Origin of the sequence: Pseudomonas sp. Pf153 (genome assembly GCF_001269775.1) — a bacterium.
Taxonomy (GTDB): domain Bacteria; phylum Pseudomonadota; class Gammaproteobacteria; order Pseudomonadales; family Pseudomonadaceae; genus Aquipseudomonas; species Aquipseudomonas uvaldensis.
In genome coordinates, this window is sequence record NZ_LHVL01000009.1 from 532722 (window position 1) to 557751 (window position 25030).

Here is a 25030-nt window from a genome sequence, read left to right on the forward strand (position 1 = left end):
TGGCGTTATCGCGAGCAGGCTCGCTCCCACACAGGGATTCCTACACAGGGAATGGTGGTGGGGCGAGCTTGTGCGGGTTATTTGCGCTTGAGCATCTCCGGCAACTGCGCCACCAGTTTCTGGTTGTTCAGCGGCGCACGGATAAAGCCGCGTTGGCTGCCGTCCGGGCCGATGACGGCGAGGTTGCCGCTGTGGTCGACGGTGTAGTTGGGCTTGCTGGTATCCGCCGGGATGAAGGGAATGCTCACGGCGTTGGCGAGTTTTTGCAGGTCTTCGATGGATGAAGGGGTCAGGCCTTTGAACTGCGGGTCGAAGTAACCCAGGTACTGCTTGAGCTGCTTGGGCGTGTCGCGGTTCGGGTCGACGCTTACCAGCACGATTTGCAGTTTATCCACAGCCTCGGGCGGCAGTTCGCTTTTGATCTGGCGCAGTTGGGCGAGGGTGGTGGGGCAGATGTCCGGGCAGAAGGTGTAGCCGAAGAACAGCAGGCTCCATTTGTCTTTCAACGCGTTCACGGCCACGGGCTGGCCGTCCTGGTCGGTCATTTTCACGTCCGGCAGGGTGCGGCTTTGCGGCAGCAGGATGATGCCGGCGTCGATCAGGGCCGTTTGGTCGCCCTGGCCTTTGCCGGTCAGCACCTTGTTGATGGTCAGGCCGAGGATCAGCGCGATCACGGCCACGAGGATGAAGACGGTTTTCTGGGTTCGGGTCATAGGCTCAACAATAAGTAGTGATCGACAAGCAGGGCGATGAACAGCAGGAACAAGTAGTAGATAGAGTACTTGAAGGTGTTGATCGCGGCGTGCGGCCGACTGCCACGGTACAACACCACGGCCCATTGCAGGAACCGGGCGCCGAGTACCAGGGCGCAAATCAGGTAGAGCAAGCCGCTCATCTGGATCACGAAGGGCATCAGGCTCACCGCCAGCAGCACCAGGGTGTAGAGCAGGATATGGATTTTGGTGTAGTGCTCGCCGTGGGTCACCGGCAGCATCGGGATATCGGCCTTGGCGTATTCCTCTTTGCGGTGGATCGCCAGGGCCCAGAAGTGCGGCGGGGTCCAGGCGAAGATGATCAGCACCAGCAACAGCGGTTCGGCGCTGACGTGGCCGGTGGCGGCGACCCAACCCAGCAGCGGCGGGGCGGCGCCGGCGAGGCCGCCGATGACGATGTTCTGCGGCGTGGCCCGCTTGAGGAAGCCAGTGTAGACCACCGCGTAACCGAGCAGGGAGGCCAGGGTCAGCCAGGCGGTCAGCGGGTTGGTGAAGGCCAACAGCAGCGCTTGCCCGGCCACGGCCAACGCTAGGGCGAAGGTCAGGGCGGCGGCAGGTGAGACGCGGCCTTCGGCCAAGGGGCGTTTATGAGTGCGGGCCATCACCGCGTCGATGCGCCGGTCTACCACGTGGTTGACTGCCGCCGCGCCGCCGGCACACAGGGCGATGCCCAGATTGCCGAACACCAGCACGGTCCACGGCACCCCGGCGCGGGTCGCGAGGAACATGCCCACCAGCGAGGTGATGAGCATCAGCACCACCACTTTCGGTTTGGTCAGCTCCAGGTAATCGCGCCAGATCGCCCGGCTGTGGCGTGTACCGGTCAGGGTTGCCATGGCATCTCTCCTTTGATGGTGATGGGGCTGACGCTGTGTTTATGCGGGTTGAACCGCCAGCGCAGCGGGACCTGATGCTTGACCCGGACCAGGCTGGTGCGGGCGTGATAGTTGACCAGCACCAGGGTCAGCAGCAGCGCTGCGCCCCCGGCGTTGTGGGCGACGGCCACCGGCAGCGGCAGGTGGAACAGCACGTTGCTGATGCCCAGGGTGATTTGCGCGGCCAGAGCAATCAACACCAGCCCTGCCAAGCGGGTCATGCCCACTCTTTTCAACTGCCAGGCCAGCCCGAGCAACACCAGCGTCACCAGTAACGCGCCGATGCGATGGGTCAGGTGAATGGCGGTGCGCGCATCGCTGTCGAGCTGGCCGCCCAGGTAGTTCGGGCCGATGTGCTGGGTCAGGTGAAAGCCGTTGGCGAAGTCCGCCGGTGGCAGCCATTGGCCGTGGCAGGTGGGGAAATCGATGCAGGCCACGGCGGCGTAATTGGAGCTGACCCAACCGCCGAGGGCGATCTGGCCGATCACCAGCAGCAGCCCGGCGGTGGCCCAGTGTTGCAGGCGCTTGGGCACGGTCAGCGCCGGCAGTACGCCGGACAATCTCAACGTCAGCAGAAACAGCAGGCTCAATGTGGCGAAGCCGCCCAGCAGATGCCCGGTGACGACTTGCGGCCAGAGCTTGAGCGTCACCGTCCACATGCCGAACGCGGCCTGGGCGAACACCACCGCCAGCAGAAACAGTGGCAGCTTCAGCGGCTGGCCCGGGCGATGGCGGTTCATCCAGGACCGTGCCGCCAACGCTACGATCATCAAGCCCAGGGCGCCGGCGAAATAGCGATGGACCATCTCGTTCCAGCCCTTGTGGGCCTCCACCGGGGTGTCGGGGAAAAGCAGCTCGGCATGGGCCAGTTGGGCTTCGCTCTTGGGCACGCTGATGAAGCCGTAGCAACCGGGCCAGTCCGGGCAACCGAGGCCGGCGTGGGTCAGTCGGGTGTAGGCGCCCAGCAATACGACGATCAGTGCCAGCAGTGTGGCAAACAGCGCGAGGCGAAATCCTGGTTTGGCCATGTCGATGCCCTCATCCGATGTTCGACAGTTTCAGCAGGTGGCGCAGGTCGTTGAGCAGGTCCTTGCCTTTGACGCGGGCGTCGTAGCGCAGCACCAGGTTGCTGTGGGGGTCGATGATCCACAGCTGGGCGCCGCCGGAGCCCTGAGCGCCTTTTTCATAGGCGGGCAGGTCCAGTGGGTAGCGTTGCAGTTGCGGGTATTCGCGTTGCAGTTGGGCGTCGTACTCGGCATCCAGCGGCTGGGCGATGGCCAGGGCGTGGCTGGCGCGGGAGGCATCGCGACCGAGGCCGATCTGCACTTGGCGGGCAAGATAGACCAGTTGCCGGCAGTCTACGGAACAGTCCTTGGGCGCCGTGACGAGGAGCTGCCAGCGCTTTTCATCGGCCTGCACGCCGATCTCGGCGCGGGTCTGGCCGGTGCCGATCAGTTCGCCGTGGTAGCTGCGGCTGTCGGGCACCCAGAACTGGAATTTATACATGCCGGTGGCGAGGATCATCGGGCCGACGACCCCGAACACAATCAGCAGCAATTGCAGGCGTCCCTTGCGGCGGCTGTGGGCCGAAGGTGCCTCAGACGTGTTGGTTGGATTCATGGCGCTTCCCATGGTGTCTCCCTGCGTTATGCCATCCGAGATAAAGAAAAAGGCCGAACAGTGCCGTCGCCATGGCGAACCACTGCACGGCATAACCGAGGTGTTTTTCCGGGCCCATGCTCACCACCGGCCAGTCGGTGCGGTAGGCGCCGGGTCCGCTTTGCTGGCGCAGTTCATAGGCGAAGCCGTTGCGATCCAGCTCGGCCCAGAGCTTGCCCGGTTCGATGGCCGTGACCAGGCGTGGCCAGGGCGCGTTGGTCGGGTCGGCGTGCAACTGGAAGGTGGCGCCCGGCGCGACGTAGACCCAGGCCTGCAGGCTGACGGGGCGTTCGGGGGTGTCGAAGACCGGCGGGGTGCGGCGATCGGGCCACGGCAGCCAGCCGCGATTGACCAGCAGCCACAGGCCACTGGCGTGATCGAGGAACGGCTGGAGCAGTTCGACGCCGACCTTGCCGTCGTGCTGGCGGTTGTCCAACAGGATGCTGTGCTCGGCGTCGAACTGGCCGTTGAGCTGCACCGGACGAAACGCCGGGTCGGCGGTGTGCTGCAGCTCGGTGCTGTCCAGCGGCGGCGCTACGCGGCGCTCGGCATAGTTCTCCATGAGCATGCGTTTCTGTTCGCCCCGGCCCAGTTGCCAGAACCCCAGGCACACCATCACCGGCACCAGCACGGCCACCACCAAAGACGGCACGATGCCCGGCCGGAAGCCCTTCATGGCGCCGTCCGAAAGCGGTTCAACGGGATAGCTATACTCACGTGCATCGCGTCCCCCCGGAGTGTTCCTGATGCTCAAAGCAGCCATCGTCCTGATGCTGATTGCCACGATTGCCAGCCTGTTCAGTGGCCTGTTTTTTCTGGTCAAGGACGAAAGCGATTCCAATCGCTTGGTCATCGCCCTGGCGGTGCGGGTCAGCCTGGCCGCTGTCACCGTCGGCTTGATCGCCTGGGGTTTTTTCAGCGGCCAGTTGGTCTCTCACGCCCCTTGGTGACGGTGGTCTCAGAGCACGTAGACGAAGATGAACAGGCCGATCCACACCACATCGACGAAGTGCCAATACCAACTCGCGGCCTCGAAGCCGAACTGGTGCTCGTTGTCGAAGTGCCCGCGCATGATGCGCATCAGCATCACGAACAGGATGATCGTGCCGATGGTCACGTGGGCCCCGTGAAAACCGGTGAGCATGAAGAACGTCGCGCCGTAGATCCCCGAACCCAACGTCAGGCCCAGCTCTTTATAGGCGTGGATGTATTCCTCGGCCTGGAAGCCCAGGAACGCGCACCCCAGTAGCACGGTGATCGCCAGCCAGAGTTTCAACGCGCCGCGATGGCCTTTCTTCAGGGCATGGTGGGCGATGGTCACGGTGACGCTGGAGCTGACCAGCAACACGGTGTTGAGCAGCGGCAGGCCCCAGGGGCTGATCACGTCCTTGGGCGGCGGGAAGAGTTTCGGATCGGGGTTGTTCAGCAGCGGCCAGACGTATTCGAAGTTCGGCCAGAGCATCTCCGACAGGCCCTTGCTGCCTTCGCCGGCCAGGCCCGGCGCCGACACCATGCGCACATAGAACAGGGCGCCGAAGAATGCGATGAAGAACATCACTTCGGAAAAGATGAACCAGCTCATGCCCCAGCGGAACGAGCGGTCGAGCTGCGCGCTGTACAGGCCGGCGCGGCTTTCCTTGATGACCGCGCCGAACCAACCGAAGAGCATGTAGGCGAGCAACAGGCCACCGACGAAAAAGATCAGCGGGCCGTGGGAATCCGGGCGCGCGGCTTTCAGGTCGTTGAACCAGGTCGCCAGGCCATACACCGTGACGAACATCCCGACCGTGGCGATGATCGGCCACTTGCTCTGGGCCGGAACGTAATAGTGCTCATGAGTTGCCATTTATTGTTCTCCTTATCGGGCACGCTATCGTTCAGTGTTTTGAGCCACCGGTGGATGACGAGCGGTGATATCGAACAGCGTGTAGGACAGCGTCAGGTGCTTCACTTCCTTGGGCATGTCCCGGTCAACGATGAAGCGCATAGGCATTTCGATGCGTTCGCCGGGTTGCAGCACTTGCTGGGTAAAACAAAAGCATTCGGTCTTGTGGAAATAGGCCGCCGCGGTGCTCGGTGAAATGCTCGGCACGGCCTGGGCGCTCATTGGCCGGTCGGTGGGGTTGTGGGCCACGAAGACCATTTCGTTCACCGCCCCGGGCTTGACCACCAGCTCATCGCCTCTGGGGTAGAAGTCCCAGACCATGTCCACGGCGTTGGTCGACAGGAACTGCACGCGCACCTGCCGCGACTCGTCGACGGTCTGCTCGCCTTCGTACTGTCCGCCGGTCTTGCCGTTGATGCCGAACGCCTTGCACATCACGTCGTAGATCGGCACCAGGGCAAAACCGAAGACGAACATCGCCACCACCACGATCATCAGGCGGGTGACGAGTTTCTTCATCGAAATTGAATCAGCCATGGACGCGGCTCCTTGCACCGAACCCTGTGGGAGCGGGCTTGCTCGCGAAGAACGATGACGCGGTGTTTCTGTTAGACCGCGTCGTCTGATTCGCGAGCAAGCCCGCTCCCACACGGGTCTTTTGAGTCATCTCATTTCACTTCCGGCGGCGTGGTAAACGTGTGATACGGCGCCGGTGACGGCACGCTCCACTCCAGCCCTTCAGCCCCATCCCACGGCTTGGCCGGTGCCGGCTCGCCACCGCGGATGGTCTTGATCACGATGAACAGGAAGAAGATCTGCGTGGTGCCGAACATGAACGCGCCGATGGACGAGACCATGTTGAAATCGGCGAACTGCAGGTTGTAGTCGGGAATCCGCCGAGGCATGCCCGCCAGCCCCACGAAGTGCATCGGGAAGAAGGCCAGGTTCATGCCCACGAAGGACAGCCAGAAGTGCAGCTTGCCGAGGGTTTCGTCATACATGTGGCCGGTCCATTTCGGCAGCCAGTAGTAGGCCGAGGCGAAGATCCCGAAGATCGCACCGGGCACCAGCACGTAGTGGAAGTGCGCGACCACGAAGTAGGTGTCCTGGTACTGGAAGTCCGCCGGTGCGATGGCGAGCATCAATCCAGAGAACCCACCGATGGTGAACAGGATCACGAACGCCACGGCAAACAGCATCGGTGTCTCGAAGGTCAGCGAGCCTTGCCACATGGTGCTGGCCCAGTTGAACACTTTCACCCCGGTGGGCACGGCGATCAGCAGGGTCGCGTACATGAAGAACAGCTCGCCCACCAGCGGAATGCCCACCACGAACATGTGGTGCGCCCAGACGATGAACGACAGGAACGCGATGGCCGCCGTGGCGTAGACCATCGAGGTGTAGCCGAACAGCGGCTTGCGCGAGAACGCCGGAATGATCGAGCTGACGGCGCCGAAGGCCGGCAGGATCATGATGTACACCTCGGGGTGGCCGAAGAACCAGAACACGTGCTGGAACAGCACCGGGTCACCGCCACCGGCGGCACTGAAGAAGCTGGTGCCGAAGTGGATGTCCATCAGCATCATCGTCACGCACCCGGCCAGAACCGGCATCACCGCGATCAGCAGGAACGCGGTGATCAGCCAGGTCCAGACGAACAGTGGCATCTTCATCAGGGTCATGCCGGGGGCGCGCAGATTGAGGATGGTGGCGATCACGTTGATCGCGCCCATGATCGAACTGATGCCCATCAGGTGGATGGCGAAGATGAAGAACGTCACGCTTTCCGGCGCATAGGTGGTGGACAGCGGCGCATAGAAGGTCCAGCCGAAGTTCGGCCCGCCGCCAGGGGTGAACAGGGTCGACACCAGCATCAGGAACGCCGCCGGCAACAGCCAGAAGCTGAAGTTGTTCATGCGCGGCAGGGCCATGTCCGGCGCGCCGATCATCAGCGGGACCATCCAGTTGGCGAGGCCGACGAACGCCGGCATCACCGCGCCGAAGACCATCACCAGGCCATGCATGGTGGTCATCTGGTTGAAGAATTCCGGCTGCACGATCTGCAGGCCGGGCTGGAACAGCTCGGCGCGGATCACCATGGCGAACGAGCCGCCCAACAGGAACATGGAGAACGCGAACCACAGGTACAGCGTGCCGATATCCTTGTGGTTGGTGGTCAGCACCCAGCGCATCAGGCCCTTGGCGGGGCCGTGGGCGTGGTCGGCGCCGGCATGACCGTGGTCATCGATCACAGCACTCATGTCCTGTCTCCTTCGAACGAATGGGCTGGACGGCGCGGGGCAACGAGCCCCGCCCGGTTGCGGGAACACACGTCAGGCCGGCTCATTGGCTTTGCGCCTGTTTGAGTTCCAGCACTTCTTTCGGTGTGACCATGTCGCCCTTGTTGTTGCCCCAGGCGTTGCGTTCATAGGTCACGACCGCCGCGATATCGACTTCCGATAGCTGTTTGCCGAAGGCCGCCATGGATGTGCCGGGCTTGCCGTGGAAGACGATGTTCAGGTGGTCAGCCTTGGGCCCGGTGGCGATCTTCGAGCCCTTGAGCGCCGGGAACATCGGCGGCAGGCCCTGGCCTTCGGCCTGGTGACAGGCCACGCAGGTGGTGTGGTAGACCTTGTCGCCGCGTTCCTTGAGTTCTTCGAGGGTCCATTCCTTGCTGGTCAGCTCCTTGAGCTGGGCAGCTTCGGCCTTGCGTTCGCCCAGCCATTTTTCATAGTCGGGCTTGCTCTTGACCTCGACCACGATGGGCATGAAGCCATGGTCCTTGCCGCACAGCTCGGCGCACTGGCCGCGATAGATGCCGGGCTTGTCGACCTTGGTCCAGGCCTCATTGACGAAGCCAGGGATCGCATCGCGCTTGACCGCGAAAGCCGGCACCCACCAGGAGTGGATCACGTCGGCGGAGGTCACCAGAAAGCGCACCTTGGCGTCGACCGGCAGCACCAGCGGCTTGTCGACTTCCAGCAGGTAGTGCTCGCTCTTGGCGCTCTGGTTATGAATCTGATCGGTAGGCGTGGCCAGATTGCTGAAGAACTCGACGTCCTGGCCCAGGTATTTGTAGTGCCACTTCCACTGGTAACCGGTGATCTGGACGTCGATCTCCGATTCGCTGGAGTCGTACATCTTGATCAGCGTGGCAGTGGCGGGAATCGCCATGGCCACCAGGATCAGGAAGGGCACGATGGTCCAGAGGATTTCGACGCGGGTGTTTTCGTGGAAGTGGGCCGCATTCTGGCCCGTCGAGCGGCGGTGCATCATCATCGACCAGAACATGGCCCCGAAGACGATGATGCCGATCACCACACAGATCCAGAAGATGGTCATGTGCAGGTCGAATACTGCATTGCTGATCTGTGTCGCTCCAGGCGCCATATTCACAGTCCAGGCGGCTTGCGCCTGGCTGAAAATCGAACACAACAGGAGGCCCATCCATACATGTGGATGTCGCATCATTGCGGGTTCCCCTTATCGTTCTTGTTATCCCGTAGGCCTAACGCCTGCGGCAAGGGAGCGGCTACACCAGACTACGAACTCGAACCGCCGTGCCTTGCTGCCTTACATCGGGTTCATCAGCTAACTCCATTCCAACCCGAGTATAGACAGCGACTTCAACCTCGCAACGCGATGACGTAAATCACATGAAACAGACCGGGACTTGCGCTCAAGCCCGCGAATGGAGAAGGATGCAGCCTGAGTGATGGCAAACAGATATAACGCTCAGGCATCAAGGACGAAGGATTTATTACAAATAGGTCTTAGGCGTTTTTTTACGCCAGCTAAGTTATGTCTTCCCTATTTCATTGCCTTTCGTTTCCTGGAGTTTTCATGAACACCGCCGCATTGCGCGAGCAGATCCAAAAAGCCCAACAACACGAGGCCGAGACCGGCCAGTTGACCCGTCAGTTGCAAGCCCAGTTGCCGAACCTGCACCGAGCGATCCAATTGCCGGACGCCAATGCCAACGACGCCCTGACGCGCTTCGTCGCCGCCTACATCGATGAGGTGCCTGACTTGCTGGACGCGGCCAACGAGGTCGCCCGGGAGGCGGGCATCGAGTCGCAGATCAAGCCGGTATTGAAAATTGCCGAGCAGTATTTCCTACAGCCGCCCTCGATCATGGACGGCCATGTCGGGCTCGACAGCCTGTTGGACGAGGCCTACCTGGCGCACCGGTTCGTGGAAGAGGTCAACGACCTGTACATCAAGCATTTCGGCCAGCCGCTGATCCCCCTGGACATGACGGTCGCCAACCTGATTGCCCATCAATTGATCGGTGAGGAATTTGCCAACCAGCTCGATGAAGTGGTGCACCACGCCTTCGATGAAATGCTCAATGACGAGACGTTTGCATTGGAGTCGGTAGAAACCTACCGCGAGAAACTCAGCAGCCCGCAAACCGGCGAGGCCTGGAAGCGCTGGCCATGTATGTCCCGCCGCTTGGGTGTGGGCCTGGAGCTGGAACAGCCGGTGGCCTGAACCATCCCAGGTACACACAGAACCCAGTGGGAAATGACAGCAAACACCAAATACTGTGGGAACGGGCTTGCTCGCGAACGCGGTGTATCAGCTAACAGACATGTTGCCTGACACTCCGCCTTCGCGAGCAAGCCCGCTCCCACAGGATCGCGGACTATCCTGCTGTCGCGCCAACCCCAACATTCGTCCGCAACCGCCCTTCCAACCGGCGCTTGAGCCCGCGCGATTCGATCAGCAGCTTCGAGCCCTTGCTGGCATTGGCCCGGCTCCATTCTTCCAGCAGTTCCAGGCACGAATGGTCGATGTAGCTCAGGTTGTTGAGCGGTACATGCACCGTGACGCCTGGAGGGATGGTGTCCAGAACCTGGGTCAACGCCGGAACCTTGAGGAAGGTGGCCGCGCCTACCAGCCGCAGTTCCATTTCGCCTTCCTGGGGCAGGTCGACCAGGCTGATTTTCAAGCGCGAGGCTTTCCAGGCCAGTTTTGCCAGGGTCAGGCCGAAGCCGATCAGCACACCCGTCAGCAGGTCGGTGAAGATGATCGCCAGCGCCGTCGCGGCGTAGGTGAACATTGGCATCCGGCCATAACGGCCCAGGTTACGGAACGCCTTGATATCCACCAGTTTGAAACCGGTGTACACCAGCACGCCTGCCAGGCTCGCCACCGGAATACTTTGCAGCACGCTGGACAGCATCAGCACGAAGAGCAGCAGCCACAGGCCGTGGAAAATCGTCGACATGCGCGTGGTGGCGCCAGCCTGGACGTTGGCCGAGCTGCGTACGATCACGCCGGTCATCGGCAGTGAGCCGAGCAAGCCGCACAGCATGTTGCCGACACCTTGCGCGGACAGTTCCCGGTCGAAGTCGGCGCGCTCGCCGCTGTGCATACGATCCACGGCGGCCGCCGACAGCAGGGTTTCCGCGCTGGCGATGAAGGCCACAGCGAACGCCGCGATCAGCACGCTCGGGTCTGCCAGGTTCAGCAGGTCCGCCGGGCGCAGCCAGTCGATGGCTTCGGCGAGGTTGTCCGGCACTTCCACGCGCTTGACCTGCAAGGCCAATAACAGACTGGCAACGGTTGCCAGGCCCACGCCGAGCAAGGCGCCAGGAATGAAGCGCAGGCTGTGCGGACGAAACTTCTCCCACAACCACATCACTGCAATCGTCGACAAACCGAGCAAACCGGCCTGCCAGCCGAATGACGGCAACGCCTGGGACACTGCGCCAGGGAACGCCGCCAGGTTATCCAGTCCCGACGGCTTGGGCGCCGCATCGAGCATCACATGGACCTGGGACAGGACGATCAGCACGCCGATACCCGCCAGCATCCCGTACACCACCGCAGGCGCGGTGACCCGGAACCAGCAGCCCAGGCGAAAACGCCCGGCCAGCAATTGCAGAAAACCCGCCAGCAGCAGGATCGGCCCGAGCATCCCTACGCCATGCTGGCGCACCAGTTCGAAGACCAGCACCGCCAAGCCGGCGGCCGGCCCGCTGACTTGCAACTTGGAACCGGCAAGAAAACCCACCACCAAGCCGCCAACGATACCGGTGATCAACCCTTTGGCAGGTGGCAGGCCGGACGCGATGGCAATGCCCATGCACAAGGGCAATGCCACCAGAAACACAACCACCGAAGCCAGCAGCTCCCGTGGCAGAACAGCTTTCAATTGAGCAGCACGCATGGCGACTCTCCCGAGATTCTTCAGGCATGGCAAGGCCAGGCCGCTCGAAAGCAGACTGGGCTTGTACCACGCAGATGTTTAGGAGCGGTTAGAAGCGCGCTTTGGGCGTCGCCACCGGGATCGGATGGCTACCATCGAGCGGCAGGAAACAGTTCCGGTCCGCGTCGAAGGCTTTGATCTCGCTGGTCTCGATGTTGTACACCCAACCATGGATGAACAACTGGCCGCTGGCCATGCGAGAGGCCACCGAAGGGTGCGTTCGCAAGTGGTGCAGCTGCGCGATCACGTTCTCTTCGGTGAGGATGGGCATGGTCTGTTTTTCATCGCCGCACGGGCAATTGTCGTGAACCATGGTCTTGGCCACTTCGGCGTGGCGTAGCCAGGCCTTGACCGTGGGCATTTTTTCCAGGGTATCGGGGTTGAGCACTGCGCGCATGGCGCCGCAATCGGAGTGGCCGCAGACGATGATGTGCTGCACGCCGAGGGCCAGTACGGCGTATTCGATGGCGGTGGAAACACCACCGTTCATCTGTCCGTAGGGTGGAACGACGTTGCCCACGTTACGGGTCACGAACAGGTCGCCGGGTGAGCTGTGGGTAATCAGCTCGGGCACGATGCGCGAATCGGCGCAGGTGATGAACATTGCCCGGGGCTTCTGGGCAGTGGCGAGTTTCTTGAAGAGTTCTTCCTGCTGCGGAAAGATCTCGTGATGGAAATGCAAAAAGCCGTCAACAATATGCTGCAGCGCTGCATCGGCGGTTTCCGCCTCCGGTTGGGCTGAAGCCGACGCAGCCAACGGCTGTTTATCCTTGTCACTCATGATTCATCCTCATAACGCCAGTGGCTGGTTAAAAAACATCCAGGTCGAAGGGTTCGACCCGTCAGTCACTCGATGAACAAGGTAGCGACCGAAACTTAACTCAAACTGAATCGATGGCTCTAGAACAACGATTACAGGCATGGCCTAAAGTACAGGTGCGATCATTTCGGGCCTATGTCACAAGGTCAACTTTAATCAAATCAACGACATCTGTCGGCCCGGCGGACAAAAGGCGTCGCAATCGAGATCGTAACCGCCGCGTCGCTCGAGCCCGAGGCGCTTGAGGGCCTTGGTGAACCGCTGGGCCAGCAGGTCGGCGAACGGCCCTTCGCCGCGCATTCGCGTACCGAACCGGCTGTCATAGAGCTCGCCGCCTCGGCTCTGGCGAACCAGGCTCAGGACGTGGGCGGCGCGCTGCGGGTAGTGGGCCTGCAACCACTCCTCGAACAGCGGGGCGACCTCCAGCGGCAGCCGCAGCATGATATAGGAGGCGCTTTGCGCTCCCGCGGCATGGGCTTCGGTCAGCAGGCTTTCGATCTCACTGTCGTTGATCATCGGAATCATCGGCGAACACAACACCCCCACCGCAATACCCGCCTCGCGCATTACCCGGATTGCTCGTAGCCGCGCCTTGGGTGCCGCCGCGCGCGGTTCGAGAATGCGTTTGAGTTCATCGTCCAGGGTGGTCAGGCTGATCATGACCCTGACCAGGCGCTGCTGTGCCAATTCGGTCAGCAGATCCAGGTCGCGCAGAATCAGCGAGCCTTTGGTGACGATCGTCACCGGATGGCGATAGCGCAGCAGCACCTGAAGGATCTGTCGGGTAATTCCGTGTTCGCGTTCGATAGGCTGGTAGGGATCGGTATTGGCGCCCAGGGCAATCGGCGCGCATTGGTAGCCGCGCCTGGACAACTGTTCTTCCAGCACATCGGCGGCATTGGTCTTGGCGATCAGCTTCGTCTCGAAATCCAGCCCCGGCGACATGTCCCAATAGGCGTGGCTGGGGCGCGCGTAGCAGTAGATGCAACCGTGTTCGCAGCCCCGGTAGGGGTTGATCGAGCGGTCGAAACCGATGTCCGGCGAGGTGTTGCGGGTGATGATGGTTTTTGCCGTTTCGATGCGTACTTCGGTGCCTTGGGTCGGCGGTACTTCCTGATACCAGCCGTCGTCCTCGACCACCGAGCGACTTGGGGCGAAGCGGTTATGCGGGTTGGCGGCCGTGCCGCGACCGCGAGGCGGAAGAGAGGCTGACATGGATATGCTCCGAATGCTGTATGTGTATACAGTATTCGCTATCTGTGATTCAGGCCAGTGCCATTCGGCAGTCTGGTTTGGCCGTTCACGGCGCTTTGACATCCCGCCGACAGGTTTTTAACCGGAGCGAGTCGACACTGGGCGACTCGAATTTCCCGGTATCACCTTTCTGCCGGACTCGGATGCGCAATGCCTGTCCACGCCCGGCATCGAGCGGGTGCAATTGTCCTATCGCACCCACTATGCAAGGCTGGAGCAACGAGGACGCATTGAACGAAATGATCGAAGGTGGTGGCTTTGGCGACAGCCATCACTTCGACGCGCACCTCACGTCCCGGGCAATGACCGCCGGTGTGGCTGAAAACGCTGCAATGGATTCGGCCAGTGGTCGCGAATCGCCCGGGCCGAAGACCGTTTCGCGCAGCGCCCGGCCGGTGGCCGCGTTGAACAATCCCTCGCGCTTGAATCTCTCAAATGCATTCAAGGCCAGTTCCTTCGACCAGATGTAGGCGTAGATTCGGGCTGCATAGCCGGTCACCATGTAGTCCAGCGCGTTGGACCAGCGTTCGTAACCGGCCACGGGCAGGTGCCCGATCTGCGCGCTGACCTGATCGAACACTTGCTGAACCGTACGACCGTCGCCGTGGCTGCGGTGCAGTTCCATATCGAACAGGGCGTTGCGCAAGAGGGCGGCCGTTTCCCAACTGGCCTGGGTATTGACGAAGGTCAGCAGCTGGTCGGCCGTTTCGTCAGGCAGGGGCTTGCCGGTCTGGTAATGCCCGGACAGGCGAACCAGGCAATCTTTGGCAAAGCACCATTGCTCGAACAACACGCCGGCAAACTCGGACGTATCGCCGGACAACTCCATGATTCCCGACACGTCGCGATATTCCGCCCGGCTCAACAGGTGGTGCAGGCAATGGCCAAACTCATGCATCAGCACGCGCAGTTGCAGATGATTGAGCAGGACGGGTTTCGCGTCGGCGCTGCGTGGCAGCCAGGCGTGCAGGGCGGCGATGGGGTGACGGGGCCGGCCTTCGGCGGTGATGTGGCGGTTTCGCAAGACGGTGGTGCTGGGGTAGCCGCCTGCGTTGGCGTCCTCGAAGGGATCGAAATAGAGGTAACCGATGGCTTCTCCCCGTTCCCGGACCTCGAAAAGCCGTACCTCCGGGTGCCAGGTCGCGACGTCCCGGCGTTCGATGAGGTCCACGGCGAACAGCTCTTTCGCCATCAGCAGCAGTTGGGAAAAGGTGGATTCCAGGGGGAACCAGGCGCTGGCTGCGTGCATTGAAAACCCCGCTGTGTGCTGGCGAAGTTTTTCCGTCAGGTAGGGGTAGTCCCAAGGACGAAGTTCATTGAAACCTTGTTGCCTGGCAAACGCCTTCAGCTGTTCCGTGTCCTGGATAAAAACGTCCTGGTGTTGTTGGAGCTGGTCCTGCAAAAAGGCGATGACCTGAGCGGTGGACTCGGCTTGATCCGGTTCGATGGCCATTTGAGCGAAGTCAGAGTAGCCCAGCAAGCTGGCGTAACGACGACGATCCTGCAGCAATTGCCAGAGTACGGGACCGTTGTCGAACTGGTGGGCATGGGGGCCTCGATCCGAGGCCCGGGTGCTGTAGGCGATGTAGATGTCTTCGCGCAGTTGGCGATTGTCGGCGTAGCTCGTCACGATGCCGAACGATTCGTCACTGAGCGTGAGCAACCACCCCGTACGCCCCGCTTCCCGTGCCTGGTTGGCCATCTGCTGTTTGTAGGGGGGCGGCAGACCACTCAACTGCCGCTCATCATCGAATGATTGGCTCCAGGCCTTGTTGGCTGCCTGCAGGTGCTCCAGGAAGAGTTGCCGAGCTCCTTGCATACGTCGCTTCAGTAGGTTCAGGTCTGTCTGGACCGCATCGGGTAACCCGTTCAAACCGTTTCGGCGGAAACGTTGCAGAATTTTTTCCAGGACACGTTTTCTCGCCGGTTCGAAATGCCGGGCGATCTGGCTGCCTGCCAACTGCTGGTAGAGCCGAAACAGATCGGGGTTGCGCGCCAACGACTGCTGGAAATCCTGCAATCGTTGGTGACAGTCCAGTGAGGCCTGGGTCCAGGCCTCTCCTGTCCGGGTCGAAGTCAGGCAGTCCAGTACATAATCGAAACGCTTCAGCCGGACATGGATTTCGTCCATGGCCAGCACCAGATCATCCCAAGTAGGAAAGGGCTGTTGAGTCTTGATGATTGCCGCCACCTGATCGCTGCTTTCGGCAAGCATCCGTTCGAGCGCCGGCAGGAAATGTCTGGCCTGGATCTGCGAAAAGGGCGGCAGGTCATAAGCCTGCAAGAGCGGATTATCATCGTCGGGCATGGGATCGCTTCCTGTCTGGACTGGAGGGTCAGTCTGGGCAGGAAGGCGACAAGGCGGGCGGTATATAAATATCGCTTCCGGGCCGGACGGCCCGGAAGGTGATGCCGCCGATGTCAGTCGGGTTTTTTCTTCAACTTGGGATTGGGGAAGAACTGCACCGCCTGGACCTTGGCGTCCGGCACTTTGGGCGCGGAGGTATTGACCCGGGTGCCCAGCTCCTTGGGCACTGACAGGCCCTGTTCGTTGAGCGTGTCGGAGTAGCCGCAGGCCACGCACTCGCGATGCGGCACGCCGTCTTCATTCCACATCATCAACTTGTCCGGCTCGCTGCACGCCGGGCAGACCGCCCCGGCGATAAAGCGTTTCTTGGTGATCACAGGCCCCTCACTCATGCTGCCGCGTCCTCGCTCAGGCCGCTGTGGCGCAAGAGTGCGTCAATCGACGGCTCACGGCCACGGAAGTCGACGAACAGCACCATTGGCTCCTGGGAACCGCCACGGGCCAGGATCGCTTCGCGGAAGGCGCGGCCGGTGTCGGCATTGAGTACGCCGTCTTCTTCGAACTTGGAGAACGCGTCGGCCGACAGCACTTCCGCCCATTTGTAGCTGTAGTAGCCCGCCGCGTAACCGCCGGCGAAGATGTGGGCGAAACTGTTGGGGAAGCGGTTGTAGGCGGGCGGACGCATTACCGAGACTTCGTCGCGCACACCTTCGAGCACTTGCGCCACGCTGCGACCGTCGCCGTGGGTGGCGTGCAGCTCGAAGTCGAACAGCGAGAACTCCAGCTGACGAACCATCATCAGGCCGGACTGGAAGTTTTTTGCCGCGAGCATCTTTTCCAGCAGGTCCTGGGGCAACGGTTCGCCGGTTTCGTAGTGACCGGAAATCAGCGCCAGGCCTTCCGGCTCCCAGCACCAGTTCTCCATGAACTGGCTTGGCAGCTCAACTGCGTCCCAGGCCACGCCGTTGATGCCGGAAACGCCGGCGTGTTCGACGCGGGTCAGCAGGTGATGCAGGCCATGGCCGAACTCGTGGAACAGGGTGGTGACTTCGTCGTGGGTCAGCAGCGCGGGTTTGCCGCTGTCAGCCGGGGTGAAGTTACAGACCAGGTTGGCGACCGGGCTTTGCAGCACGCCATCGAGGGTGCGTCGACGGTCACGGGCGCCATCCATCCAGGCACCGCCGCGCTTGTTGGCGCGGGCATACAGGTCAAAGAAGAAACGACCGACGTGCTGGCCGTTTTCCTTGATCTCGAACAGGCGCACGTCGGGATGCCAGCTATCGAATTCCTTCAGCTCGGCGATTTCGATGCCGTACAGGCGTTGCACGATAGCGAACAGGCCGCTCAGTACCTTGTCGATCGGGAAGTAGGCGCGCAGGGCTTCCTGGGCCACGCTGTAGCGTTGCTGGCGCAGTTTTTCGCCATAGAAACCGCTGTCCCAGCTCTGCAAGTCCGGGCAGCCCTGTTCGGCGGCAAATGCCTTCAACTGTTCCAGGTCCTGGGCGGCGAACGGTTTGCTGCGCTTGGCCAGATCCCGCAGGAAGCTCAGGACCTGATCGCTGGACTCGGCCATTTTGGTCGCCAGGCTCAGTTCGGCGAAGTTGGCGAAACCCAGCAGCCCGGCCAGTTCCTGGCGCAGATCGAGGATCTGCTCCATCACCGGGCCGTTGTCGTTTTGGCCAGCGTTCGGGCCCTGATCAGACGCTCGGGTGCAGTAGGCGGCGTAGACTTCTTCACGCAGGGCGCGATCTTCGGCGTAGGTCATCACGGCGTAGTAGCTGGGGAATTCCAGATTGATCAGCCAGCCGTCCAGCCCCTTGGCCTGGGCGGCCGCGGCCATTTGCGCCTTGGCTGAATCGGTGAGGCCGGCGAGGGCGGCTTCGTCAGTGACGTGCTTGGTCCAGGCCTGGGTGGCGTCCAGCAGTTGATTGGAGAAGCGGCTGCCCAGCTCGGACAACTTGCTCTGCACTTCGGCGTAGCGCTTCTGCTGGTCGGGCGGCAGGTCGATGCCCGACAGGCGGAAGTCCCGCAAGGAGTGCTCGAGGATGGTTTTCTGCGCCACGTCGAAACCGGCGGCTTCGGGGCTGTTGGCCAGGGCTTCGAAAGCCTGGAACAACTCACGGTTCTGGCCCAGCTCGGTGGAGTAGGCACTCAGCGCCGGCAGGCAGGCCTCGTAGGCCTCGCGCAGTTCCGGGCTGTTGCGCACGGCGTTCAGGTGGCTCACCGGGCTCCAGGCGGCGCCCAGGCGATCGTTGAGTTCGTCCATCGCCAGCACCAGGCCGGCCCAGGTAGGCTGGCTGCCCTGGGTCTTGAGGATTTCAGCGATGGCGGCGCGGTTGTCAGCCAGGATCTGTTCGATGGCCGGTTGCACGTGCTCGGCACGGATCGCCGAGAATGGCGGTAGATCGTAGGGCTGCAAAAGAGGGTTGTTCACGCTCACGGTGGGCACCTTGGCTGGAAGAAACATTGGCCCATCTTAATTACAATCGACCTTCACCGCAGCTAGCAGCGACTATCACTGGAAAAGAGAGAGCCTATCGTGACCCTTCGCACGTACCAGAACCACACGCCACGGCTGGGCCGGGGCGCTTTCGTCGACAGCACCGCAGTGGTGATCGGCGACGTTGAAATCGGCGAAGACAGCTCCGTCTGGCCGCTGACGGTCATCCGCGGCGACATGCACCGCATCCGTATCGGCGCCCGGACCAGCGTCCAGGATGGCTGCGTGTTGCACATCACCCATGCCGGACCGTTCAACCCCGATGGCTTCCCGCTATTGATCGGCGACGACGTGACCATCGCCCACAAGGTCATGCTCCATGGTTGCTCCGTCGGCAGCCGGGTGCTGATTGGCATGGGCAGCATTGTCATGGACGGCGCGGTGGTCGAGGACGACGTGATCATTGGCGCCGGCAGCCTCGTCCCGCCGGGCAAACGCCTGGAAAGCGGCTTCCTGTACGTGGGCAGCCCGGTGAAACAGGCCCGGCCGCTGACCGACAAAGAGCGGGCGTTTTTCACCTACAGTGCGGCGAACTATGTGAAGCTCAAGGATTTGCACTTGGCTGAAGGCTACGACCAGCCATAGGCCTGATGTTCATTTGAGGGCCTGTTCGTCACACACTTCATTTTGAGTCCTGGAACTGCCATGCATCACCCCACTGTACTGTTCGACCTCGACGGCACCCTCACCGATCCGCGCGAGGGCATCACCCGTTCGATCCAGTTCGCCTTGAGCAAACTGGGCATCGACGAGCCCGACCTCACCCGCCTCGAACACTTCATCGGCCCACCGCTGTTGCAGGCCTTCATGCAGTTCTACGATTTCGATGAAGCCAAGGCCTGGGAAGCGGTGAACTTCTACCGCGAACGATTCAAAGTCACCGGGCTGTATGAAAACCGCGTCTTCGACGGCGTGATGCCGCTGTTGGAAACCCTCGCAGGCCAAGGGCGGCAGCTGTACATCGCCACCTCCAAGCCTTGGGTCTTCGCCCGGGAAATCGCTCGCCACTTCGACTTTGCCCGGCATTTCAAAGTGATCTACGGCAGCGAACTGGACGGCACCCGCACCAACAAGGTCGAGCTGATCGCTCATCTGGTGGCTGAAGAAGGGCTCGACCCGGCGAACACACTGATGATCGGTGATCGCAAACACGACCTGATCGGCGCCCGTAGCAATGGCCTGGATGCGACGGCGGTGGGGTATGGGTTTGGCAGTTATGAAGAGCTGAGCGCCGAGAACCCTGCGTTTCACTTCCAGACGGTGGATGAGTTGCATCAGGCGTTTCTGCGGGGTTAGTTACACCGTCATCGCGGGCAAGCCTTGCTCCCACAGAGTTTACCCCTCTTGGGCGCTGGCTCCATGGGAATAAAGCTCTTTAGGAGCAAGCTCTGTGGGAGCAAGGCTTGCCCGCGATGAGGCCCTTATGGCCGCCATCAGAGCCAACTCAAACCCATACCGCATCCCACAGCGGATAGTCCCCGATCCGTTTCACCAAACCCGCCCTCAGCGGATTCGCCACGATATACCTCGCAACAGTTTGCAAATCCTCCTCCTTACGAATGGCTCGATCGTGAAAGCCCTTCTGCCAAAGCGGCCCTTGACGTTGCATCAGTCGATTACAGGCTACGGTGGTCCGGGACTTCGTTCGTGCAAGCAATTTCGAAAGCTCTATCCCCTGAAGTTCAATTAGCCAATGGAAATGGTCTGGCATAACCACCCAGGCCAATGAGTGAGCAAATTGCTCTTGCTGAGCCTTTCGAAAAGCGTCGACCACCAGACGCCCCGTCTCGAAGCGATTGAAAACCGGATCGCGGTCCAGCGTAATCGCAGTCAGCAGGTAGATCTGGCCGGGCTGCGAATAGCGCCCGAACCGTAACCGATGGGAATGGGGCAATGTTGTCATGTCTGATCCTCCTTGATCTGGCTCCATCTCAAGGCTAGGACAGCAAGAGCGGATCGGATGTGGAATGTTGGAGCAGGATGTGTCTGGACTGGCCTCATCGCGGGCAAGCCTTGCTCCCACAGGGTTCTTCTCCCTGGAATATGAACAGGCAGTTGTTCATGCTGGATGCATTCCTGTGGGGTGCAGTTCACTCTGTGGGAGCAAGGCTTGCCCGCGATGAGGTCCCTCAGTCACCCACAGTCTTGAATTTTTTCCGGTCCTCATAAGCGCCGGCATCGACCAGTTCCTTTAAACCGCCTGCGTTGCCTCTTCCGCGGCGATGGCGGCTTGTACGCTTGGACGTGCTTCGACGCGCTCCATGAACGACGCCAGTTCCGGCCAGTCCTTGATCTCGATATTGAAGAACGGGAGCCACTTGAGCACGGTGAACAGGTAGGCATCGGCCAGGCCGAAGTCGCCCAGCAGGTAATTTTTGCCCAGCAGGCCTGTGTTCAGGTAATCCAGGCGCTTGAACAGTTTCTGCCGGAAAATTGCCTTGGCGGACTCGTGAATTTCGGTGTTGAACAACGGAGCGCTGCCGCTATGTATTTCTGTGGCGATGAAGTTCAACAGCTCCTGCAAGCGAGAGCGTTCCCAGGTGCCGTTGGCCGCTGCCAGGGAATTGCCGGGAACCAGATCCGCGAGGTACTGGATGATGGCCGGACCTTCGGTGAGCACTTCGCTGTTATCCAGCACCAGCGCAGCTACATAACCCTTTGGATTGATGTCACGTAAATCACGGCCGTCGGCGGTAGCCTTGGTCTTGTTGTTGACCCGCATCAGTTCGAAAGCCAACCCCAGTTCGCGCAGCACGATATGCGGAGACAGGGAGCAGGTCATTGGGGCGAAGTAGAGTTTCATGGAGAGCTCCTGGTTTAAGCCGTTGCGGCTGAAGAACGAAGCAAGGATCCGCGACCGACCTGACCTTTTGCAAAGGACTTGTCGAATGCTAGGTTATGACAAAATTTCATGAGTCTTTCGAAACCTGATGGTCGCCAGAATCCCCTCCCTCAATGGACTTAAAGCATTTGAGTCGGCTGCCCGGCATATGAGTTTTACCAAGGCCGCCGACGAGCTCAATGTCACGCAGACTGCGATTAGCCATCAGATCCGCCGGCTTGAAGATGAGCTGGGCGTTCGTCTGTTTCTTCGGCTCAAGGATGGGTTGGCATTGACCACTGAAGGCCAGGGATATTTTCCGGGCGTTCGCGCAGCGTTTCAGGAGTTGCGCTATTCCACGCAAATGCTGCACGAATCGAGCAACAACAGCACGTTGACCATCAGTACGCTGGTTTCCCTGGCATCCAAGTGGCTATTACCGCGTTTGCCGTCCTTTCAGAAGGCATTTCCCGACATCGATGTTCGGCTGACGGCGTCCACCGAGTTGGTCGACTTCCGCAAGGGCGGGATCGACGCCGCCATCCGCTATGGTTCCGGCACCTGGAAAGGCATGCGGGCGGACTGGCTCATGTCCGATGAGATCTTCCCCGTGTGCAGTCCCAAGCTGCTGGCCAGTCCTGAGGCGTTGAAGAGTCCGGCCGATCTGGCCAGTCACACGCTGTTGCAGGTCAGCGGCATGACCAATAACGACTGGAGCAAATGGTTGAGCGCGGCAGGGCAACCGATGAAACTCGCCGAAGGCACACGACTGACCTTCGATCTGGCGATGATGGCCGTACAGGCCGCCATCGACGGGTTGGGGGTGTGCATCGGTCGCTCTACCTATGTCGATGACGATCTGAAAGCCGGGAGGCTGGTGGCGCCGTTCGACCTCAAGTTGAAGTCCGACCTGGGTTTCTATTTGGTGACGCCACTGGAATATGCCAACTCGAAAAAGATCGTGGCTTTTCGCAGTTGGTTAACGGGGCTGGTGCATTCGCCCGCGCCCTGAACAGCCCTGCCCTGTTAGTTCTTACAGGTGACACCCGGTTACACGGACGGTTAAATCAACGTCACTAAAGATTTCCGCTTCGCTGACTTGCAACCTGACTAGGGGCACCGGAAATGGACACCAAGAGATTCTGTTGGGTGGTGTTGCTCTTTGCGTTCTACCTGCAACCCACGCATGCCGATACGACGGTGCAACCCGCCGTTGCACCCGAGGGCGAAGTGCCCGCGGCGCCGGCGACAGAAGTGACGGCGCAGGTCTGGAACAAAAGCAAAGTACCTATCGTCGTCAGCCAGAAAGGTCGGGCCCAGGAGCCCATCGAGCCGACGCAGAGCTTTAAGAGCCTGAGTTATCCACAGGTCCCCATCAACATCATGATTCCGGAAAGCAGCCCTATCAAATACATCACCGTAACGGGCAAGCAGGGGGCTTGTACGGTGCCGGTTTGTATTTTCGTTCAATGAGGCGGCATCGAGGGACGTGATTCAGCCAGCGTCTTCAACGCCGCTCGGCGATCGTCGACCGGCAGCCGGCCGAGCTTTTCGACCTCGGCATAAAAGGCAATCCAGTCCCCGTTCACCCGCTTGAACAGCGCCGTGAACGCCGGCACCCACCGGGTATATAAACCGAACGGCAACAACCGCGCGTTGTTGAGGGGCGCATAGACCCACGCGTCGTAGCGTTTGTCGCCCGCCCACTGGGTATCGCGCAGTCGTCGATAATCGGCGCGCAGGCGTTCGAATTCCAGGGCCTTGCGTTGGCGCATCTGGTCGGCCGGCAGGGGCTGGGCGTAAAGCTGTTCCAAACGCTGGCGGGTGTCGAGGATAAGTTGGATGAACTGCTCGCTTTGACGCCACCGCAATCCCGTATCCGGCGCCAGGCCGCGGCTCGCACGCCATTGCCGGGTGCCTTCCTGTTCGACGAACGTGGCGAAGGACTCGTTGAATTCCGTGTCGTCCTTCACGTAGAAACGCTGGTGCGCCAGCTCGTGGAAAATCAGCGTCGCCAGGCGTTCGTCACCCCAATGCATCATCGAACTGAGGATCGGGTCGTTGAACCAGCCCAGGGTCGAGTACGCCTCTACGCCACCGATCGCCACGTCCATACCCTTCAAACGTTGCAACGCAGCCTCGCCACGGGCCGCGCCCTGACTGTAGTAGCCGCGATAGGCGACGCAACCTGCTATCGGGAAGCAATGGTTTTGCGCTGCCAGGGAAAATTCCGGCGTGGCGAAGACATTCCAGACCACGAACGGTCGACCGATGTCTGCATACAGGCGATAGCTTTCATTGTCCGGCAGATGCAGGTGGACGCTGGCGAACGTCCGAGCTTCACGGGCCTGGGCCAGGTGGGCCCGTAATGCGGGATCGCGGGCGGGGGCGGCGATGACCTGGTCGATGGGTTCCCGAGCCTTCAGCAGTCGCAGTTGGCCATCGACAAGCTGGCTGTAGTAAGCGGCGCTGGAACAACCGTTGAGTAACAAAAGCAGCAGGCCTGGAAACAAAAACCGGAAAACACGGTCGAGTAACCGATGGCTTGAATGCGGCCTGATCAATTGCAATCACCTTGGGAAAAAGTCTGCCTACAAGACTATCCCGCCTGCCCGGAGCTTCGCTATGCGCGTCTTGATGCTGACGAGTGGCCTGTTGTTGCTGACCGGTTGTGCCGGTTTGCCTGACCCTGATCCATCGCAAGCGTGGATCGACCTTGGAAACCATCAAAACACGGCGCTGCAAGCGCTGGAAGTCGATGACAAGACCTCCGTTGACCGACGTTACTTCGAAGTCCAACCCGGCAGCCATGAACTGACGGTGCGTTACCAGTTTGCCGTAGAGCCCGGCAACATTGGTCCCAACGCCGAGCCGCTGTGGCGTGATTGCCGGTTGAATGTGAAGTTCAAGGACTTCAACGCAGGCCAGCGCTACCAGTTGCAGGCTGGCAACATTGGGTTCCGGCCCTGGGCCAAGCTCTATGATCAGCAGCGCAAAGTAGTGGGTCTGGCGACCCCGGCGGGCTGCCAGCAAAGCTGATCGGCGCTATGCTCAGGACCTGACTTCAGGAAACCACCATGCGCCTAAACATGCTGATACTTGCCTTCGTCTCCCTGGGCGGCTGTGCAACAAGCCCGTTACCCGAGGCAGACCCGAACATGGCCTGGGTAGAGTTCGCTATGCCAGCGCCGGGTGGCAAGGTATTGATGGCTGAAAGCCTGGACGGCCAGCGCTTGCGGGACGGGCGATTCTTCCAGGTTCCGCCCGGCAGCCATGAGCTGGAGGTCCGTTTTGACTTCGAGGTCATCAGCGGTGGTGGACTGGGCATGCAAGCCGAGCCGCAAGAGCGGATGTGCTACCTGCTCGTGCGTTACGATCAGTTCCAGGCCGGCCAGCGTTATCGGCTGGAAGCGCGCAACCTCGCGTTCACACCAAGTGCCCGGCTCTACAACGCCAAGCGAGAAGTCGTTGCAGAGGATCGTCGGGCCAACTGCCTGCCTTAGGCTCTGTACGAAAAGCCTTGATACTCGTTCATGCTGCGTTGAAAACTGCCTGACCTTCGTCTCAAGACTTTTCGTACAGAGCCTAGCGTTCAGCGATCGTTCTTCTGGTAGATGATTTTCTTCGTGCCGTTTTCGCAACTGCCCACCACCATGTTCCGGTCGTGGACTTCATCGTTGGTGACGATTTCCAGCGTGTAGGACGACACGTTGTTGGCCTGAATCTTCGCTTCGATTTCCTCTTTCAGCTCCTCGCAGGATTTGGGCGCCGCGAGAACCGATGTAGCCAATGCGCAACCCATGACCATCACGGCAAATCGTTTCATGCTCGACTTCCTCTTTGCAGCGCGCAACGCCTTTGCGCTGAAACTGCATGCATCATTCGACCATAAATGGGAGGTGGGGTGACAGGGGTAGA

At 60.8% G+C, this 25030-nt stretch carries 27 protein-coding genes and 1 pseudogene; 9 read left to right on the top strand and 19 right to left on the bottom strand.

The window, feature by feature from the left end:
- Positions 1-77: 77 nt before the first annotated feature.
- From AD666_RS07375 to AD666_RS07395, 5 genes are read right to left on the bottom strand one after another with little or no spacing between them, the layout of a single operon-like run.
- Entirely contained in the window at positions 78-713 is a 636-nt protein-coding gene (locus AD666_RS07375) for an SCO family protein (RefSeq protein ID WP_053149512.1), read from the bottom strand.
- Positions 710-1609: a heme o synthase gene (gene cyoE, locus AD666_RS07380; RefSeq protein WP_053149514.1), complete on the bottom strand. Its 900-nt coding sequence runs from the start codon at positions 1607-1609 to the stop codon at positions 710-712. Before cyoE ends, AD666_RS07375 begins: the two co-directional genes overlap by 4 nt.
- Positions 1597-2676: a heme A synthase gene (locus AD666_RS07385; protein WP_053149517.1), complete on the bottom strand. Its 1080-nt coding sequence runs from the start codon at positions 2674-2676 to the stop codon at positions 1597-1599. Before AD666_RS07385 ends, cyoE begins: the two co-directional genes overlap by 13 nt.
- A 10-nt stretch (positions 2677-2686) precedes the next feature.
- A complete protein-coding gene (locus AD666_RS07390; protein ID WP_053149519.1) occupies positions 2687-3280 on the bottom strand; it encodes a hypothetical protein in 594 nt (197 codons plus the stop codon).
- Complete coding sequence (locus AD666_RS07395; protein WP_053149522.1) at positions 3246-3983, bottom strand: SURF1 family protein; 738 nt, start codon at positions 3981-3983, stop codon at positions 3246-3248. The genes AD666_RS07390 and AD666_RS07395 overlap by 35 nt, the downstream gene beginning before the upstream one ends.
- 70 nt (positions 3984-4053) lie before the next feature.
- Between AD666_RS07395 and AD666_RS07400 the strand changes: the two genes are divergently transcribed.
- Positions 4054-4257 (top strand): twin transmembrane helix small protein, encoded by a 204-nt coding sequence (locus AD666_RS07400; protein ID WP_053149525.1) that lies wholly within the window; start codon positions 4054-4056, stop codon positions 4255-4257.
- A gap of 8 nt (positions 4258-4265) precedes the next feature.
- Here the strand turns inward: AD666_RS07400 and AD666_RS07405 are convergent, their stop codons facing one another.
- The 4 genes from AD666_RS07405 to coxB all read right to left on the bottom strand — a co-directional run bounded on the left by AD666_RS07405 (position 4266) and on the right by coxB (position 8663).
- Positions 4266-5153: a cytochrome c oxidase subunit 3 gene (locus AD666_RS07405; RefSeq protein ID WP_053149528.1), complete on the bottom strand. Its 888-nt coding sequence runs from the start codon at positions 5151-5153 to the stop codon at positions 4266-4268.
- Between the two features lie 24 nt (positions 5154-5177).
- Positions 5178-5729 carry a cytochrome c oxidase assembly protein gene (locus AD666_RS07410; protein ID WP_053149532.1) on the bottom strand — a complete coding sequence of 184 codons (552 nt, stop codon included), beginning with the start codon at positions 5727-5729 and terminating at the stop codon, positions 5178-5180.
- Positions 5730-5860: 131 nt separating this feature from the next.
- Positions 5861-7453, bottom strand: a complete 1593-nt coding sequence (ctaD, locus tag AD666_RS07415; protein ID WP_053149536.1) for a cytochrome c oxidase subunit I — start codon at positions 7451-7453, stop codon at positions 5861-5863.
- Positions 7454-7535: 82 nt separating this feature from the next.
- Positions 7536-8663 carry a cytochrome c oxidase subunit II gene (gene coxB / locus AD666_RS07420; RefSeq protein WP_053149539.1) on the bottom strand — a complete coding sequence of 376 codons (1128 nt, stop codon included), beginning with the start codon at positions 8661-8663 and terminating at the stop codon, positions 7536-7538.
- Between the two features lie 372 nt (positions 8664-9035).
- Here coxB and AD666_RS07425 point away from each other — a divergent pair, with 372 nt between their 5' ends.
- Complete coding sequence (locus AD666_RS07425; protein WP_053149542.1) at positions 9036-9686, top strand: hypothetical protein; 651 nt, start codon at positions 9036-9038, stop codon at positions 9684-9686.
- Positions 9687-9840: 154 nt separating this feature from the next.
- Here AD666_RS07425 and AD666_RS07430 read toward each other — a convergent pair whose 3' ends face one another.
- The 3 genes from AD666_RS07430 to AD666_RS07440 form a co-directional block, all read right to left on the bottom strand.
- Positions 9841-11370, bottom strand: coding sequence for a SulP family inorganic anion transporter (locus tag AD666_RS07430; RefSeq protein ID WP_053149544.1), 1530 nt, complete (start codon positions 11368-11370; stop codon positions 9841-9843).
- An 88-nt stretch (positions 11371-11458) separates the two neighbouring features.
- Entirely contained in the window at positions 11459-12190 is a 732-nt protein-coding gene (locus AD666_RS07435; protein WP_053149546.1) for a carbonic anhydrase, read from the bottom strand.
- 195 nt (positions 12191-12385) lie between these two features.
- A complete protein-coding gene (locus tag AD666_RS07440; RefSeq protein ID WP_053149548.1) occupies positions 12386-13444 on the bottom strand; it encodes a PA0069 family radical SAM protein in 1059 nt (352 codons plus the stop codon).
- A 160-nt stretch (positions 13445-13604) separates the two neighbouring features.
- Here AD666_RS07440 and AD666_RS26770 point away from each other — a divergent pair.
- Positions 13605-13761, top strand: a pseudogene (locus AD666_RS26770) (protein phosphatase); the annotation flags it as partial.
- On the opposite strand, the gene AD666_RS07445 reads toward AD666_RS26770, so the two are convergent.
- From AD666_RS07445 to prlC, 3 genes are all read right to left on the bottom strand, one after another.
- The gene (locus AD666_RS07445) at positions 13755-15791 is read right to left on the bottom strand and encodes a M3 family metallopeptidase (protein ID WP_053149551.1); all 2037 of its coding nucleotides are present in this window, start codon (positions 15789-15791) and stop codon (positions 13755-13757) included. The pseudogene AD666_RS26770 and the gene AD666_RS07445 overlap by 7 nt on opposite strands.
- Positions 15792-15904: 113 nt before the next feature.
- Entirely contained in the window at positions 15905-16183 is a 279-nt protein-coding gene (locus AD666_RS07450) for a YheV family putative zinc ribbon protein (RefSeq protein WP_053149554.1), read from the bottom strand.
- Positions 16180-18258 (bottom strand): oligopeptidase A, encoded by a 2079-nt coding sequence (prlC, locus tag AD666_RS07455; protein WP_172679598.1) that lies wholly within the window; start codon positions 18256-18258, stop codon positions 16180-16182. The genes AD666_RS07450 and prlC overlap by 4 nt, the downstream gene beginning before the upstream one ends.
- 72 nt (positions 18259-18330) lie before the next feature.
- On the opposite strand from prlC, the gene AD666_RS07460 reads away from it, so the two are divergent.
- Both AD666_RS07460 and AD666_RS07465 read left to right on the top strand, forming a co-directional pair.
- A complete protein-coding gene (locus tag AD666_RS07460) occupies positions 18331-18876 on the top strand; it encodes a gamma carbonic anhydrase family protein (protein WP_053149557.1) in 546 nt (181 codons plus the stop codon).
- Between the two features lie 60 nt (positions 18877-18936).
- Entirely contained in the window at positions 18937-19587 is a 651-nt protein-coding gene (locus AD666_RS07465) for an HAD family hydrolase (RefSeq protein WP_053149560.1), read from the top strand.
- Positions 19588-19735: 148 nt separating this feature from the next.
- Here AD666_RS07465 and AD666_RS07470 read toward each other — a convergent pair whose 3' ends face one another.
- A complete protein-coding gene (locus tag AD666_RS07470) occupies positions 19736-20194 on the bottom strand; it encodes a transposase (protein ID WP_053149563.1) in 459 nt (152 codons plus the stop codon).
- A 288-nt stretch (positions 20195-20482) separates the two neighbouring features.
- On the bottom strand, positions 20483-21094 hold the full coding sequence (gstA, locus tag AD666_RS07475; protein WP_053149566.1) for a glutathione transferase GstA: 612 nt from the start codon (positions 21092-21094) through the stop codon (positions 20483-20485).
- A 127-nt stretch (positions 21095-21221) separates the two neighbouring features.
- On the opposite strand from gstA, the gene AD666_RS07480 reads away from it, so the two are divergent.
- Together AD666_RS07480 and AD666_RS07485 are read left to right on the top strand one after the other, a co-directional pair.
- A complete protein-coding gene (locus AD666_RS07480) occupies positions 21222-22124 on the top strand; it encodes a transcriptional regulator GcvA (protein ID WP_053149569.1) in 903 nt (300 codons plus the stop codon).
- Between the two features lie 113 nt (positions 22125-22237).
- Entirely contained in the window at positions 22238-22585 is a 348-nt protein-coding gene (locus AD666_RS07485) for a hypothetical protein (protein WP_053149571.1), read from the top strand.
- Here AD666_RS07485 and AD666_RS07490 read toward each other — a convergent pair.
- Positions 22579-23676, bottom strand: a complete 1098-nt coding sequence (locus tag AD666_RS07490) for an aminopeptidase (protein WP_053149573.1) — start codon at positions 23674-23676, stop codon at positions 22579-22581. The two genes, AD666_RS07485 and AD666_RS07490, sit on opposite strands and share 7 nt — an antisense overlap.
- Positions 23677-23737: 61 nt before the next feature.
- Between AD666_RS07490 and AD666_RS07495 the strand changes: the two genes are divergently transcribed.
- Positions 23738-24151, top strand: a complete 414-nt coding sequence (locus tag AD666_RS07495) for a hypothetical protein (RefSeq protein WP_053149575.1) — start codon at positions 23738-23740, stop codon at positions 24149-24151.
- A gap of 38 nt (positions 24152-24189) precedes the next feature.
- Positions 24190-24615, top strand: a complete 426-nt coding sequence (locus AD666_RS07500; protein WP_053149583.1) for a hypothetical protein — start codon at positions 24190-24192, stop codon at positions 24613-24615.
- An 89-nt stretch (positions 24616-24704) separates the two neighbouring features.
- On the opposite strand, the gene AD666_RS07505 is transcribed toward AD666_RS07500, so the two are convergent.
- Entirely contained in the window at positions 24705-24938 is a 234-nt protein-coding gene (locus AD666_RS07505) for a DUF1161 domain-containing protein (protein WP_053149585.1), read from the bottom strand.
- Positions 24939-25030: the final 92 nt, after the last annotated feature.